This is a genomic window from Comamonas sp. 4034 (assembly GCF_050434545.1).
GTDB classification, from domain to species: domain Bacteria; phylum Pseudomonadota; class Gammaproteobacteria; order Burkholderiales; family Burkholderiaceae_C; genus Comamonas; species Comamonas odontotermitis.
Map to the genome: position 1 here is coordinate 154,412 of NZ_JBNDIT010000007.1, position 14,780 is coordinate 169,191.

Here is a 14,780-nt window from a genome sequence, read left to right on the forward strand (position 1 = left end):
GAACTCCTTACTGAACGGCAGGGCGCACGCTGGCCTGAATGGATTGCTGGCGCTGCTTGCGGTTGAAGAAATGGCGCTCCCACCACAGCACGAGCAGCAGCGAGATGGCCAGCATCACATAGGTGGTGAGCAGGCCCGCCTGCGGGCCCAGGGCCTTGAGCAGGTTGATCTTGTCGTAGTTGATGGCGATGGCGGGGGCCAGATCGTCCCATACCAGCGCCAGCAGGGTGGAGCCGATGATGTTGCCCAGACCCACCCACCAGTAATGCACCTGGCCTTCGACGGCGCGGTACATCCAGCCGGTCTCGCACCCGCCTGCGAGCACGATGCCAAAGCCAAACAGCAGGCCGCCAATCACGGCATTGGGGCCTGCCCAGAAGATCTTGGGATCGAGCCCCAGCTGCACGTAGCTGTAGACGCCGATGGTGCCAGCGGCCATGCCGAAGATGATGGCCTTGGCCATCTGGGTGCGTCCGGTCAGCCACAGGTCACGGAAAGCCGATGTGAAGCACACCTGGGCGCGCTCGATGATCAGGCCGAACATCAGCCCGAACAACGCGGCAAAGCCGAGCTTGGGTGCATCGAACACCTTGGCAATCGCCCAGCAGATGAAAGCGACGAACAGAAACATGCCCAGGCGAAAGCGCTTCTTGGCCTGGGCTTCGCGCGCAGACAGCGGCTGGGCGGCGTTCACTTTCTGCAGTTTGACCGGAATGCGGAAGATGGGCAGCATGCTCACCTTGGCGCCGAACAGTGAGCCAATGGCCGTGGCAATGGCAAAGAACCATGCGTGCAGCGAGAACTGCGGAATGCCGGTGAAGAACGCCGCCAGGTTGCAGCCCATGGCCAGGCGAGCGCCGAAGCCAGCAATGATGCCGCCAACGATGGCCTGCACCACGCGGATACGGTGGTTGGGCATGCGCAGCTTGACGTTGTTGGCCCAGAGCGCAGCCGAGAAGCAGCCTACGAACATGCCGATGATCATCACACCATCGATGCGGGTGAGCGGCGTCCCCTGCAGGCCGATGACCTTGAAGTAGCCCCAGTTCGAGAGATCGACCCCGAAGAACTGGAGCACATGGCCGCCCCACCGGGTGAACTCGCCGGTGACGGCCCAGAAAGTGCCGGTCAGGCCAAAGTAATATGCAGAGAGGACGCCTGCCGCAATCACTGCGGGTACGGGCGACCAGAAGCGCACCAGGTATTGGTGCTTGAAGTCTTGCCAGGTCATGTTTCTTCCTTGCTGCGCGGGCGTGCGCAGCGTCTGGCCCAGGCCTCCCGGCGCATGCTGCAGCAGCGCGCGACAGGTGGAGGGTCTTTCAAATAGGTGCCTGCAACAGAGGCGAATCCTCCCGGCGGATGCACCGGAGCGGACGGGAGCGATTATGCTCCTTGTGATTTTTCCAGACACTGTCACTGCTACTGCCACCGTCACGGCGCTCGGCAGCTTGCACAATCTGCATCTGATATCCAACAAGGAACTCCATGAACAACACACACGGCTGGGCGGCACTCGTCTGGGAAGGTTTTCCCGCCTGGTACAAGCAATGGGCGGACGGCAGCAGCCTCGTCGTGGCAGAGCAGGGCGCGCAAGTGCTGTCGTGGAAGACAGCAGATGGCCGCGAACACCTGTACCTGAGCCCCGCCAGCGCGCGCGACGGCAAGACGGCCATCCGTGGAGGCGTGCCGGTGTGCTTTCCCCAGTTCAACACGCGCGGACCACTGCCCAAGCATGGCTTTGTGCGCAACCTGGGCTGGCAGGTGGCGGAATGTGGCGCGCAGCATATTGCACTGCGCCTGCAGGATGGCCCGGCTACCCGCCAGTTCTGGCCCGAGGCCTTTGATGCCGTACTGCGTGCTGAAGTTGGCGCCAACTCGCTGGCCATCACGCTGGAAGTGCGCAACACCGGCAGCACGCCTTGGGCCATGACCTGCGCGCTGCACAGCTATCTGCAGGTGGATGAGATCACGCAGACGCAGCTTGCGGGCTTGCAGGGGGCTGCGTGCTGGGATGCGCTGGCCGATACCCGCTTTGCCGAAGCGGCCGATCAGATTGATTTTGGCGCCGCGCCGGGAGCGGGTTTTGATCGCGTGTTCTCGACGCCCGGCGCTGGCGGTAAATTGCTACAAGTTTCGCAGCAATTTGCGTATGAAGGACGTGCGCTGACCATCCAAAACAGTGCAAATGCCAGTGAGGTGGTGGTGTGGAACCCGGGTGCGGCGCTGAGCCAGGAGCTGACCGACATGCCCGACGATGGCTGGCGCCAGATGCTGTGCGTGGAGGCAGCCAGCATCGACGCCCCCGTCACCCTGGCCCCTGGGCAGTCTTGGCGACTGATGCAAACGCTAACTACGGCTGGCGCATAAGCCTGGCTGGGGTCTAAAGCAAGGCGCAGGCTGCGGATTAGCGCCCGCTCCCCGGCAGGGGCGAGCGGCTGCGTTGATAATGGCGCCCTTGTTTGTTGTGCGCGCAGCTATGGCTGCGCTGTTTCTATGCCGGGTACTGCTTCCCGTTCCTCTCCCTCTGGCGCCGCGACCGAGCTGCGCCGCGACCTCAAGGCCCGCCATCTGTCGATGATTGCCATTGGCGGCTCCATCGGCACGGGCCTGTTCGTGGCCTCTGGCGCCACCATTGCCCAGGCCGGGCCCGGCGGCGCGCTGCTCGCTTATGGTGTCATCGGCCTGATGGTGTATTTTTTGATGACCAGCCTGGGCGAGCTGGCTGCCTACATGCCAGTGTCGGGTTCGTTTGCCACCTACGGCGCGCGCTATGTCGATGAAGGCTTTGGCTTTGCGCTGGGCTGGAACTATTGGTACAACTGGGCGATCACGATTGCGGTCGATCTGGTGGCGTCGCAGTTGGTGATGACTTACTGGTTTCCCGATGTGCCGGGTTATTGGTGGAGTGCCCTGTTCCTGCTGCTGATGGTGGCGCTCAATGCCATCTCGGTCAAAGGCTTTGGTGAGGCAGAGTACTGGTTTGCCGCCATCAAGGTGACGACGGTGCTGGTGTTCATCGCGATTGGCGTGGCCATGATCGTCGGCATTCTCCATGGCGGCCCGCAAAACGGCATCTGGGGCGCTCTGGCTACGTGGCAAGTGGGGGATGCGCCCTTTGCAGGGGGCTTTGCAGCGCTGATCGGCGTGGCGATGATTGTTGGCTTTTCCTTTCAGGGGACCGAGCTCATCGGCATTGCAGCGGCAGAGTCGGAAGACCCCGCACGCAATATTCCACGCGCGGTGCGCCAGGTGTTCTGGCGCATTCTGCTGTTCTATGTGCTGGCGATTGCGGTCATCAGCTCGCTCATTCCCTACACCGACCCGCAGCTGCTGCGCAACGAGGTGGGCGACATCAGCGTGAGCCCCTTTACCCTGGTGTTCCAGAAAGCCGGGCTGCTGTCGGCGGCTGCCGTCATGAATGCGGTGGTGCTCACGTCGGTGCTGTCGGCAGGCAATTCGGGCATGTATGCCTCTACGCGCATGCTCTACACGCTGGCCTGCCAGGGCATGGCGCCCAAGGCGTTTGCGCGGCTGTCGGGCAACGGGGTGCCGGTGCTGGCGCTGCTGGCCACCACGGTAATGGCCGGGCTGTGCTTTTTCAGCTTTCTTTTCAGCCCCAAGACCGTGTATCTGTGGCTTTTGAACCTTTCGGGCATGACGGGCTTCATCGCCTGGCTGGGCATTGCCGTGAGCCACTACCGCTTTCGCAAGGGCTTTGTGGCGCAGGGGCATGATGTGTCGCAACTGCCCTATGTATCGCCCTGGTTCCCTTTCGGGCCGATCTTTGCTTTCGTTCTGTGCCTCATCATCACACTGGGCCAGAACTATGAGGCTTTCCTGAAAGACCAGATCGATTGGGGCGGCGTGGTGGCTACCTATATCGGCCTGCCGGTATTTCTGGTGATCTGGTGGGGTTACCGCATGGCCAAGGGCTCACGCACCGTGGCCTACGGCGATATGCGTTTTGACGGGCATGTCACTACCAAAAAATGAGCTGAAGGCGCTTGATGGTTGTGCGCTATAGCGTGTTTTGACCGTAAAAAAGCAAGTCCGTGGACTTGCTTTTTTTGTGCGTGCACCCGATCCCGCTGTTGGGGGCGCGCTTCAATGGCCCTTGGGCTGTACGGGCTGGCGACCGATGGAGACATAGCCCAGGCCGTGGCTTGCCACGAGCGCCGGGTCGTAGAGGTTGCGGCCATCGAACACCATGCGGTCCTTCAGGCTGGCGGCGAGTTGCTCGAAATCGGGCGCCCGGAAGATTTGCCACTCGGTGACGATTGCCAGGCAATCGGCGCCCTGCACGGCTGCATCCACGCTGTCCACCAGTACCAGATCGTCGCGCTCGCCATAGATGCGCTGCGCTTCCTTCATCGCCACCGGGTCGTAGGCCTGTACCCGGGCGCCTGCCGCCCACAGGGCCTCGAGCAGGTTGCGGCTGGGTGCCTCGCGCATGTCGTCGGTATTGGGCTTGAAGGCCAGGCCCCACAGCGCAATGGTCTTGCCCTGCAATTGCCCGCCATAGAAGGCTCTGATGCGCTCGAACAGCACGTTGCGCTGGGCTTCGTTGCGGGCCTCCACGGCGTTCAGCAATAGGGGCTCGAATCCGGTGTCCTGCGCGGTGCGGACCAGGGCTTTCACATCCTTGGGGAAGCAGCTGCCGCCATAGCCCGCGCCGGGGTAGATGAAGTGGTAGCCAATGCGCGGATCGCTGCCGATGCCGCGGCGCACGGCTTCCACATTGGCGCCCAGCCGTTCGGCCAGGTTGGCGATCTCGTTCATGAAGCTGATCTTGGTGGCCAGCATGGCATTGGCGGCGTACTTGGTCAGCTCCGCGCTTCGCACATCCATCACGACGATCCTGTCGTGGTTGCGGTTGAAGGGCGCGTACAGCTCGCGCAGCCGGGCCTCGGATGCCGGGTTGCCCGTGCCGATGATGATGCGGTCGGGCCGCTGGCAGTCGGCCACCGCAGCGCCTTCCTTCAGGAATTCGGGGTTGGAGACCACGTCAAAGTCGTAGCTCGCACCACGAGCGGCGAGGCCCTGCGCGATCACGTCGCGCACTTTGTCGGCGGTGCCAACGGGGACTGTGGATTTGTTGATGACGATGCGCGGCCCCGTCATGTGCTGGGCAATGGTGCGGGCCACCGCCAGCACGTATTGCAGGTCGGCGCTGCCATCCTCATCGGGGGGGGTGCCCACGGCCAGGAAGATGACCTCGCTGTGCCGTACGCCTTCGGCCGCATCGGTGGTAAAGCGCAGGCGGCCGTTGGCGTGGTTGCTGGTCACGAGCTTGTCGAGGCCCGGCTCATGGATGGGAATCTGCCCGGCCTGCAGTGCGGCCACCTTGGCGGCGTCCACATCCACGCAGAGCACCTGGTGGCCTACGTCGGCCAGCACGGCCCCTTGTACAAGACCGACATAGCCGGTTCCGAAAACAGTGACTTTCATACGCGGTAGAACGAGCGGTACCAGTCCACAAAGCGCTGGACACCGTCTCTGACAGTGGTCGATGGGGCAAAGTTCACCCAGGCCTGCAGGGCGCGGGTGTCGGCCGATGTGCTGTGCATATCGCCCGGCTGTATGGGCAGCATACGCTTGTTGGCGGTGGTGCCCAAGGCCGATTCCAGCGCTGCGATGTAGTCCATCAGCACCGTGGGATTGCTGTTGCCGATGTTGAAGATGCGGTAAGGGGCGGTGCTGGTGCCCGGGTTGGGCTGCAGCGCGTCGTAGCCGGCATCGGGAGCCGCAGGCTTGTCCAGCACGCGCAGGATGCCTTCGACAATATCGTCGATGAAGGTGAAATCGCGTACCAACTCGCCGTTGCCATACACGTCGATGGTCTCGCCCGCCAGAATCGCCTTGGTGAACTTGAACAAGGCCATATCGGGCCGACCCCAGGGGCCGTACACGGTGAAGAACCGCAGCCCGGTCGTGGGCATGCCATACAGGTGCGAATAGGTGTGCGCCATCAGCTCGTTGGCCTTCTTGGTGGCCGCGTAGTAGCTGATCGGGTGGTCGACCGTATCGCTTTCGGCATAAGGCATCTTGGCATTGCCGCCGTACACGCTGGAGCTGCTGGCGTACACCAGGTGCGCCACCTCGTGCTTGCGGCAGCCTTGCAGAACATTGCCAAAGCCCAGCAGGTTGCTGTCGGTGTAGTCGTCGGGCTGGTCGATGGAGTAGCGCACGCCGGCCTGGGCGGCCAGATGCAGCACGCGCTGGGGGCGCACTTCGTCAAAGAGGGCTGCCATGCCTGCGCGGTCGGCCACATCCAGCTTCACGAAGCGGAAATGGGGGTGGCTTTGCAGCTGTGCCAGGCGCGCATCCTTCAGCGCCACATCGTAGTAGCTGTTGAGGTTGTCGATGCCCACCACAGCCAGGCCCTGGGCGAGCAGGCGCTGGGCACAGTGCATACCGATAAAACCGGCGGCGCCGGTGACGAGGACAGTGTTCATGGGTTCACGGGGGCAGGCAGCCACACATACTGGTATTGCATGGGCGGCGTGCTGGCGCGCATATGGACGAAAGGAATGGTGAAGGACTGCGGTGCAGCCCCTGGGTGGCTGGCGAGCACGGTGTCCCACCAGTCGGGCGCGGCCTTGTCCATGCGTGCAATGTACAGCAGGCCTACACGGGAATCGGCAGCCCGGGCGCGGCCACCTGCAAGGCATTCGGCCATGCGGCCCCACTCGGCGGTGCAGGACATGGCATAGGCATGCGGGTTGTGCGAGCGCAGCATGGCGGCCACCATGTGGTCGGATCCAACAATCACGCCCTTGCCGTCGTAGCCAGCGGCCGCCAGCTGCTGGGCCAGTTGGGCAACCGGGTGGTTCAGCTCGTCGGGGTCGTGGCGCCAGTCAGCCTGCCAGGGGCGGATCGTGGCGAGGGTCCAGAACACCAGCGCAAACAGCACTACCGCCGTGGTATAGCCGCGGCCCGTTCCTTCCGCCAGCAGGGCCGGGCGCCAGGCATACAGCGCCAGCGGTGCAATGGCCGTCAGGGGCAGCACCCAGCGCTGCTTGAAGCTGCTGACATCGCCCACCACCACCATGGCGATCAGAATGAGGAATACCAGGGCAAGATAGCGGCGCAGCAGCGGCCATGCCCAGGCGCGCCAGTCGGGCACGGCACCTGCTGTTGCCCCTGCGCGGTAGGCGGCCTTCCACAGGCGGCCCCGATGGGTTGCCAGCGCAACAATAAGCCACAGCCCCAGCGTGGAAAATACCGCCTTGGCCAGAGCCCCCAGGCCTTTGAGATGCGATACCTGGGTGGAGATGTCCATCTTGTGGATGGTCTCCGTAGTGGCCTCACGCCAATGCTGCGACAGCCACCAGGCATGTGGCGCAAAGATCAGCAGGCCCACCAGCGGAGCGAGCCACCAGCCATGGCCCAGTATGGCGCGGCGCACCTGCGGCACCGTCAGTGCAGTCACAAAGAGCACGCCGATCAGCATGGCAAAGCTGTATTTGGCCAGCATGCCCAGGCCGCAGAACACGCCCAGCCAGACAAAATGGACAGGGTTGGGCGTCTTGACCTGGCGCAGCACCATCCACCAGGTACCAAAGGTCATGGCGGTCACGAGGATGGTGTGGGTCTGGTCGCGCACGCTGTCCCAGCCAAAGGGCAGCATCAGCAGCAGGCCGCCTGCCACCCAGAAGGCGCCCTTGGCGGGCAGCAGCACGCGCGCAGCCTGCCAGGCCAGCACATAGGTGAGCACGATCAAGCTGTGTTTGACGATGGAGAGCGCCAGCACCGATGGGCCCAGCACCTGGCCCACGGCCCATTGCAGCCAGCTGTAGGCGGGGGGCTGAGAGCCGTAGCCCAATAGGAACTCCTGCGACCAGAGGATTTGCTCGGACTCGTCCCACTTCATGCCCTCCGAGATGGTGACGCGCGAGATGATGTGTGCACAGGCCAGCAGCAGTATCCAGGCCAGCGGGTGCTGGTAGAGGGGCTGCTGCCAGTCTTTGGCAGAAGCGGAGGGCGAAGACGTCATGGCAGAAACACGGATGCGCCCATGCGCACGGGGCCTGGGCGAGAGCCTGGCCTGTCGCATCAGCAGCAGAGGAAAGGGCGGATCAGGTAGTATAGGCGACCGCTGTTTTAGCAAAATACCAAGCGCCGTGTCTTCTCCTGCCGTATCCATCGTCGTCCCCATCTATAACGAATTTGACAACCTGACCGCCCTGGTGGACCGGATCGATGCGGCCATGCGCGCGCAGCCGCTCAGCTACGAGCTGATTGCCGTGGACGATGGATCGAAGGACGACAGCGCCAGGCTGCTGCTGGAGCTGGCATCGACCCGCCCCTGGCTGCGGCCGGTGATTCTGGCCCGCAACTACGGCCAATCGAGCGCGCTGCAGGCCGGGTTTGACCGCGTGCGTGGCAAATATGTGGTGACGCTGGATGCCGACCTGCAAAACGAGCCGGACGATATTCCGCTGCTGCTCAACCGCCTGGAAACCGATGCCAGCGTGGACATGGTGTCCGGCTGGCGCAAGGATCGCCAGGATGCAGCAATTTCGCGCAAATTACCGTCAAAAATAGCCAACCGGCTCATATCCAACGCCACTGGCGTGCAATTGCACGACTATGGCTGCGCCCTCAAGGCGTACCGCCGCCACATCATCGACCGTATTCACCTGTACGGCGAGCTGCATCGCTTCATTCCGTCGCTGGCGCGCGATGCCGGTGCGCGCATCACCGAAGTGCCGGTGCGCCACCATGCGCGCACGGCGGGCGTGTCCAAATACGGCATTGACCGTACCTTCCGCGTCATCCTGGATCTGATCCTGATGGTGTTTCTGATGCGCTATCGCCAGCGCCCGCTGCACGCCTTTGGCGGCCTGGGTCTATGGCTGGCCACGCCCGGCTTTCTCATCCTGGCCTATCTGTTCGTCGTCAAGCTGATGGGCGAGAGCATCGGTGGCCGGCCGCTCCTGATTGTTGGCGTGATGCTGGTGCTGATGGGCATGACCTTTGTGGCCGCAGGCCTGATCGGGGAAATGCTGACCCGTGTGTACTATGAATCGGGCGGTGGTCGCCAGTACTACGCGGACGAATACCGCATCGACACCACGGCGGAGGCCCCGCAGATGGTGCGCGTAGAAGTGCCGCGCGCGGCAGCCACTGCCGCCATATGAGCCTGGCGCCTGCGTGAACCGAGTCCACAAAGCCTGTATCAAGGCCGCAAGCGGCGCCCTCCTGCTGGGCGCCGTTGCCTATTTTGCCGACCCCGCTGCACTATGGGCGCGCCTGCGCGCGGCCAATGGCGGGTGGCTGGCAGCGGGCTTGTGCGCGGCCATCGCATCCAACGTGGTTTCTGCATGGCGCTGGCGCGCACTGGCGCGCTGGCTGGGCGCGGAGATGCGCTGGCCCGATGCACTGCGCTGGTACTTTCAGGCCATCGGTCTCAATGCCTTGCTGCCCGGTGCCGTGGTGGGCGGCGATGTATACCGCGCCGTGGTGCTGCAGCGCACGGGGCAGGGCAAGGCGGCATCGTCGCTGTCGGTGCTGCTGGACCGGCTGAGCGGCCTGTGGATGCTGTGCGCGATTGGCGCCCTGGGCGCGGCGGTGGCAGCCCCTGTACTGGCACCCGTAGTGCGGGTGCCGCAGGCCTGGTTTATTGCGGCCATGCTGGCAGGCACGGCACTGTGGATTGCACTGCCCTGGTTGCTGTTGTGGTGGCTGGGCAGGCGCGATGCGGCTCATTTGCCTGTGTGGCTGCTGCCACTGCTGCAGGCGGCGCAGCGGCCTGATTTTCATGCGCAGATGCTGGTGCAGGCGGCTTCGTCGGCGCTGGTGCAGGTGTTGTCGGCAGGGGCTCTGGCGCTGGGCGGTCTGGCGCTGGGCATTCATCTGCCGGTTGCCGCATGGGCCTTTGCCATGGCGCCCATCTTTTTGATGGCGGCGCTGCCGGTGAGTGTGGGCGGCTGGGGCACGCGCGAGGCGGCCAGTGCTGCGGCACTGGCGCCCTTCGGTGTGCCGGCTGCTGTGGCGGTTGGCGTAGGCTTGATCTATGGCGTATATGCGCTGGTGCAGGGCGCACTGGGGGCGGTGGCCTTCGGTCTCCCCAGCCGGCGCGAAAGGGAAGCGGAAGCTGCAGAGCGTTGAACCGCCTTTGTACAGCGTTTTTCAATCAAAGCAGGCTTTGGCGCTTAATTGGTAAGCACAGTTCGCTATTTAAAATGTAGCGTTTGATGAGAGGTGTTGCCTTCCGCAATAAAAAAGCAAGCCCGCAGGCTTGCTTTCTTTTTTGGGGCAGGTCTGGGTTGGTACAGCTTATGCAGCGGTGATCGACACGGCCTTGGCGTTGAGATATGCCTCCATCGCCTCGGGGCCGCCTTCGCTGCCGTAGCCCGAGTCCTTCACGCCGCCAAAGGGGAATTCGGCCGTTGGTGTGGCGGGCTGGTTGATCCAGACCATGCCGGCCTCGATCTGGTTGGACAGCATCTGCACGTTCTTGTACGAGCGCGTATAGGCATACGCGGCCAGGCCAAAGGGCAGGCGGTTGGCTTCGGTGATCGCGTCTTCGAGCTTGTCGAAGGTGCGGATGGCGGCAATCGGGCCGAAGGGCTCATCATTGAACACCGAGGCGTTCATGGGCACGTCGGCCAGAATGGTTGGGGCGAAGAAATTGCCTTCGCTACCCACGCGCGCGCCACCGGTAGCCACCTTGGCGCCCTTGGCAGCAGCATCTTCCACCACCTTGGCCATGGCGGTCAGGCGGCGGGCATTGGCCAGAGGGCCCAGGGTCGTGCCATCGGCAAGGCCATCGCCCAGCTTGAGGCCCTCGGCGCGCTTGACAAAGGCGTCGATGAACTCGTTCTTGATGCTGCTATGCACCAAAAAGCGCGTCGGCGAGATGCAGACCTGGCCCGCGTTGCGGAACTTGGCCGCCGCAGTGGCCTTGATGGCCAGTTCCACATCGGCGTCTTCGGCCACGATCACCGGCGCGTGGCCGCCCAGTTCCATGGTCACACGCTTCATGTGCGCGCCAGCCAGTGCAGCCAGCTGCTTGCCAATGGCGGTGGAGCCGGTAAACGTTACCTTGCGGATAATGGGGTGGGGAATCAGGTATTCCGAAATTTCAGCGGGCGAGCCATACAGCAGGCCCAGCACGCCCTTGGGAATGCCTGCGTCCACGAAGCACTGCAGCAGCGCGGCGGGCGATGCGGGAGTCTCTTCGGGCGCCTTCACCAGGAAAGAGCAGCCCGTGCCCAGGGCTGCACCCAGCTTGCGCACTACCTGGTTGATCGGGAAATTCCAGGGCGTGAAGGCAGCAATCGGGCCAACAGGCTCCTTGATCACCAGTTGCTGCACGTTGGCCACACGCGCAGGAACGATACGGCCATACACGCGCAGGCCCTCGTCGGCAAACCATTCGATGATGCCGGCACCGGCCAGCACTTCGCCCTTGGCTTCCACCAGCGGCTTGCCTTGCTCCTGCGTCAGCAGGCTGGCGATGGCGTCGGCGCGCTCGCGCAGCAGGGCGGCAGCTTTGCGCATGATGCCTGCGCGCTCGATTGCGGGCATGGCGCGCCAGGTGTTGAAACCTGCTTGCGCGGCTTCCAGCGCGCGATCCATGTCTTTCTTGGTGGCATGCGCCACCTTGCCGATGGTCTTGCCGGTCGCAGGGTTCACCACATCAATGGTCTTGCCATCCGAGGCGTCGCACCATTCGTTGTTGATCAGCAGTCGGGTATCCGGATACGCGGTGGTCATTGCGGTTGTTCCTTGCATGTCTTGAGAATGTTTCGGGTCTGCCTGGGCAAACCATGCCTTGTGGAGGCAAACTCTGGTGATCGCGCCGCAGCACAGGCGGACGGGCGCATACATGCTAACCGCAAGCGCAAATACGCGGAGTCACCAACGTAATTCCAGGCCCGCAGGCGCGGTGGAGAAGACTTGCACCCAGGTTTCTCCACAATGTGGCCGCGCGCTCATGGTAAAACATGGGGGTTGTGGTGTGCCGCCCTGTTGCCAAAAAGCGCAGGCGGATGCGCCTTGCCGTGTATCTAATGCATGATTTGCGCAAATTTGACGTGAGCAAAGTGATGCTCCGATGGAAATGCCGATGATGCATTCCTGTTTGCGCAAGTTCTATTCTGGAAGTTTTCAGGCCATGTCTTTTATCCGTACCAGTTCTGCCGTTGTGACCATGTTTGCCGCCTTGCTGGCCGGTTGTGCCACACAGGAAACCGCCAAAACCGCCGAGAAACCTGATGCGGCAGCAGCAGCGTCGGCTCCTGCGGAGCCGTTGTCCGCAGCAGGCTGCGCAGGAAACGCCTGTGACAGTGCACCTCAATTGCTGACGGGCGCATCTCCGCGCTATCCCTACCCAGCAGGCGCGCTGGCGCAGCCTGCCAGCGTGCGCGTTCAATTTGTCGTGAATGTGGACGGCACCGTGAGTGAGGTCAAGACCTTGACCACCACCTCCAAGGACATGGCCGGCGAAGTGGAACGAGCCGTGCGCAAGTGGAAATACCGCCCCGCAATGAAGGCCAACCAGCCCATCAAGGTCATCCTGCAGCAGCAGTTCGATTTCAAACCCTGATCGCTACTAAAAAAAGAGCGTTAAGCGCAAGTTGGGCAATGATTTTGATATGAAAACATCTAAAATCATTGACTGCTGAGCGACCCATGCTCTCCTTTCGTCTATTCAAAAACAAAAGGTGATGGCTGCGCGTGGTGCGAAAGTGTGGGCGCGAGGAAGCGTTTTTCATTGCCGGGCCAGCTCAAGATGAAAAATGCCCCTCTTGGAGGGGCAGTAGCCGCATATGGTGTGCAAGCTTGAGGAGCCTGATCCCGCTGCTTACGCCACCGCACACAGGCGTTCGGCCAGCTCCACAAAGCCTTCGCCGCGCTCGCCACGCGTTACATAGCGCGGCAGGTGCGACAGTTGGGGCACAAACCGCTCAATATTGGCAACGCCAAAGCTGTTCTCAAAGTGCTGGAACATCAACTGGTCGTTGGTGGAATCACCGATGTAACACCACTGGCCGATCTCGGCATCCAGATCCCTGCCAAACAGCGTCTTTACGATCCAGCGCGCGCCTTCAAGCTTGTTGTGTCCGCCGAACCAGCCGTTGATATGGATGGAACTGACCGTGGCATTCATGCCTGCAGCCTTCATGATGGCGACGCACTGGTCGATCTGGGCCTGCGGCATATGGGTGAATTCGCTGTGATCCACCGCAATGTCGCATTCACGGCCCACCGAGTCGGTGGCGCGCAGTGCGCCTGGTACCGTTGCCTCGATCTGCTCCAGTACTGCCTGCATCTTGGCATAGTTGGCAATGCGTGTCGCATCGTCCTGCTGGTAGAGCTTGTCCAGCCCTCCGAGGGCGTTGCGGCGCAGCGCCACAGCACCGTTTTCTGCCACGATGGCATCGACAGGCCACTCTTGCGCAAAAGGCACACTCCAGCCCACGGGGCGCCCCGTGATCGGAATCACCGCCAGGCCCTTGGCCTTGAGTGCTGCGATGGCTTGTACCACTGCGGCGGGCACTACGCCTTCAGTGGTCAGGGTATCGTCAATATCGGTCAACAGGCCAACAATGGGGCCGTGGGAAGGATTCCAGGTATCAAGAGCTTGCATTGCGGAAAAACGAGGCTATCAAGGATGCGAGGGTTGTTTTTGGTCGAATTCTGCCAGTGGGCAGCGTCAACTGCGGGGGAATACGGCACAGAAGGGCATTGAGGGGCCTTGCTGTTCGGTAGGAGGGGCCATCATCGCAGATAGGTTTTTAGGCGCAAAGCAGGGGCCTCCACCAGACGCCAGGAGAGCCACCCTGCCGCGAGCGTGAGCGCAACGACCACCACCAGGCTGGTGGTGAAACCGAGGCCTGGGGCCAATGCACGCACGCACTGCTGAATCGGGAATGCATATAGATACACCCCGTACGATACATCGCCAAGCCGGCCGGCCTGAGACAGTATGGGCCATGATGCGGTGCCAACCGCCAGCAGTGTGGCAGGCATGAAAAGCAAAAGCGCCGAATATGAAAACCCAAGAGCGTATGCCACAAGTGCACAGACTGATGCAGCAACTGCAAACACTGCACGATGCTGCAGAAATTGCTTGTTGAATGCGGCTATCAGGGAGCCAAAGACGAAATAGGCAGGAAATTCCCAATAGTGGTTCATGGCCCCCGTCAGGTCCATCGTCATGGTCGTGAGAAACCAGACCAAATAGGCCACGCAGAGCAAGGCCCATATGCGCCGCGAGCGCAGCAAGCCCAGTAGTCCGGCAGCAGCCAGCATTGCATAGCAACTGACCTCGATGGGGATGGTCCATAGGGAGCCGTTGACGGCGTTGGGCAGCGGATGATCGGTAAAAACGCCGGGCAGGCTGAAGCGTATCTGCAGTGCGATGTTGCGCAGATAGTCCCAGGTCATGGGGCTCTGCCAGTAATCATGCAATGGGACCTTGGTAAACACGGGGCCCAGTACGAACAGCGCGAGCAGGACCACCGCTGTCAATGCAGGCCAGATACGCAGGACACGTTTGGCTGCAAACGGCAACAGCCGTGGCTGTGCCCACCAGCTCAAGGTGACCAGATAACCACTGATGACGAAAAAGGCCATCACTGCGGCACCTCCAATCATGGCCACGTTCATCCACGCAGGAGGCGTTGTCGCTGTAAGAGGAAATTGATGGCTGTAAAGCACGGACAATGCGGCAAACAGCCGCAGGGCATCAAAGTTGTTGGCTGGGCGCAAATCCATTTGTTTCATGCATTCTTTGGACGGATACGGTCTGTTGTCTTGTGGGGTAG

The 14,780-nt window shown here is 62.3% G+C and carries 12 protein-coding genes; 5 read left to right on the forward strand and 7 right to left on the reverse strand.

All coding sequences use genetic code 11. The features are described 5' to 3' along the window. Nucleotides 1–7 precede the first annotated feature (7 nt). The gene (yedE, locus tag ABIE32_RS09910) at nucleotides 8–1,513 is read right to left on the reverse strand and encodes a selenium metabolism membrane protein YedE/FdhT (protein ID WP_429015632.1); all 1,506 of its coding nucleotides are present in this window, start codon (nucleotides 1,511–1,513) and stop codon (nucleotides 8–10) included. Between yedE and ABIE32_RS09915 the strand changes: the two genes are divergently transcribed. Both ABIE32_RS09915 and ABIE32_RS09920 read left to right on the forward strand, forming a co-directional pair. Then, nucleotides 1,486–2,367, forward strand: a complete 882-nt coding sequence (locus ABIE32_RS09915; protein WP_429015635.1) for a D-hexose-6-phosphate mutarotase — start codon at nucleotides 1,486–1,488, stop codon at nucleotides 2,365–2,367. The genes yedE and ABIE32_RS09915 overlap by 28 nt on opposite strands. Nucleotides 2,368–2,493: 126 nt before the next feature. Continuing rightward, nucleotides 2,494–3,993 carry an amino acid permease gene (locus ABIE32_RS09920; protein WP_429015637.1) on the forward strand — a complete coding sequence of 500 codons (1,500 nt, stop codon included), beginning with the start codon at nucleotides 2,494–2,496 and terminating at the stop codon, nucleotides 3,991–3,993. A gap of 111 nt (nucleotides 3,994–4,104) precedes the next feature. On the opposite strand, the gene ABIE32_RS09925 is transcribed toward ABIE32_RS09920, so the two are convergent. The 3 genes from ABIE32_RS09925 to ABIE32_RS09935 are packed head-to-tail and all read right to left on the reverse strand — an operon-like array spanning nucleotide 4,105 to nucleotide 7,996. Next, complete coding sequence (locus ABIE32_RS09925) at nucleotides 4,105–5,448, reverse strand: UDP-glucose dehydrogenase family protein (protein ID WP_429015639.1); 1,344 nt, start codon at nucleotides 5,446–5,448, stop codon at nucleotides 4,105–4,107. Beyond that, nucleotides 5,445–6,455 carry an NAD-dependent epimerase gene (locus ABIE32_RS09930; protein WP_429015641.1) on the reverse strand — a complete coding sequence of 337 codons (1,011 nt, stop codon included), beginning with the start codon at nucleotides 6,453–6,455 and terminating at the stop codon, nucleotides 5,445–5,447. The genes ABIE32_RS09925 and ABIE32_RS09930 overlap by 4 nt, the downstream gene beginning before the upstream one ends. After that, complete coding sequence (locus tag ABIE32_RS09935; RefSeq protein WP_429015642.1) at nucleotides 6,452–7,996, reverse strand: glycosyltransferase family 39 protein; 1,545 nt, start codon at nucleotides 7,994–7,996, stop codon at nucleotides 6,452–6,454. The genes ABIE32_RS09930 and ABIE32_RS09935 overlap by 4 nt, the downstream gene beginning before the upstream one ends. A gap of 127 nt (nucleotides 7,997–8,123) precedes the next feature. On the opposite strand from ABIE32_RS09935, the gene ABIE32_RS09940 reads away from it, so the two are divergent. Next, entirely contained in the window at nucleotides 8,124–9,143 is a 1,020-nt protein-coding gene (locus ABIE32_RS09940; protein WP_224150393.1) for a glycosyltransferase family 2 protein, read from the forward strand. Nucleotides 9,144–9,156: 13 nt separating this feature from the next. Continuing rightward, nucleotides 9,157–10,113, forward strand: a complete 957-nt coding sequence (locus tag ABIE32_RS09945; RefSeq protein WP_429015645.1) for a lysylphosphatidylglycerol synthase transmembrane domain-containing protein — start codon at nucleotides 9,157–9,159, stop codon at nucleotides 10,111–10,113. A gap of 168 nt (nucleotides 10,114–10,281) precedes the next feature. Here ABIE32_RS09945 and ABIE32_RS09950 read toward each other — a convergent pair whose 3' ends face one another. Next, nucleotides 10,282–11,724: an NAD-dependent succinate-semialdehyde dehydrogenase gene (locus ABIE32_RS09950; RefSeq protein WP_224150391.1), complete on the reverse strand. Its 1,443-nt coding sequence runs from the start codon at nucleotides 11,722–11,724 to the stop codon at nucleotides 10,282–10,284. Nucleotides 11,725–12,124: 400 nt separating this feature from the next. On the opposite strand from ABIE32_RS09950, the gene ABIE32_RS09955 reads away from it, so the two are divergent. Then, complete coding sequence (locus tag ABIE32_RS09955; protein ID WP_429015648.1) at nucleotides 12,125–12,556, forward strand: energy transducer TonB; 432 nt, start codon at nucleotides 12,125–12,127, stop codon at nucleotides 12,554–12,556. 258 nt (nucleotides 12,557–12,814) lie between these two features. Here the strand turns inward: ABIE32_RS09955 and ABIE32_RS09960 are convergent, their stop codons facing one another. Together ABIE32_RS09960 and ABIE32_RS09965 are read right to left on the reverse strand one after the other, a co-directional pair. Next, the gene (locus ABIE32_RS09960; protein WP_429015650.1) at nucleotides 12,815–13,600 is read right to left on the reverse strand and encodes an HAD-IIB family hydrolase; all 786 of its coding nucleotides are present in this window, start codon (nucleotides 13,598–13,600) and stop codon (nucleotides 12,815–12,817) included. A 131-nt stretch (nucleotides 13,601–13,731) separates the two neighbouring features. Next, the gene (locus tag ABIE32_RS09965) at nucleotides 13,732–14,730 is read right to left on the reverse strand and encodes an acyltransferase family protein (RefSeq protein WP_429015652.1); all 999 of its coding nucleotides are present in this window, start codon (nucleotides 14,728–14,730) and stop codon (nucleotides 13,732–13,734) included. Between the last annotated feature and the right edge of the window lie 50 nt (nucleotides 14,731–14,780).

Coding starts and splice junctions, on each gene's coding strand:
- ABIE32_RS09915 (WP_429015635.1), top strand. CDS start 1,486: ATGAACAACACACACGGCTGGGCGGCACTCGTCTGGGAAGGTTTTCCC.
- ABIE32_RS09920 (WP_429015637.1), top strand. CDS start 2,494: ATGCCGGGTACTGCTTCCCGTTCCTCTCCCTCTGGCGCCGCGACCGAG.
- ABIE32_RS09925 (WP_429015639.1), bottom strand. CDS start 5,448: ATGAAAGTCACTGTTTTCGGAACCGGCTATGTCGGTCTTGTACAAGGG.
- ABIE32_RS09930 (WP_429015641.1), bottom strand. CDS start 6,455: ATGAACACTGTCCTCGTCACCGGCGCCGCCGGTTTTATCGGTATGCAC.
- ABIE32_RS09935 (WP_429015642.1), bottom strand. CDS start 7,996: ATGACGTCTTCGCCCTCCGCTTCTGCCAAAGACTGGCAGCAGCCCCTC.
- ABIE32_RS09950 (WP_224150391.1), bottom strand. CDS start 11,724: ATGACCACCGCGTATCCGGATACCCGACTGCTGATCAACAACGAATGG.
- ABIE32_RS09955 (WP_429015648.1), top strand. CDS start 12,125: ATGTCTTTTATCCGTACCAGTTCTGCCGTTGTGACCATGTTTGCCGCC.
- ABIE32_RS09960 (WP_429015650.1), bottom strand. CDS start 13,600: ATGCAAGCTCTTGATACCTGGAATCCTTCCCACGGCCCCATTGTTGGC.
- ABIE32_RS09965 (WP_429015652.1), bottom strand. CDS start 14,730: ATGGATTTGCGCCCAGCCAACAACTTTGATGCCCTGCGGCTGTTTGCC.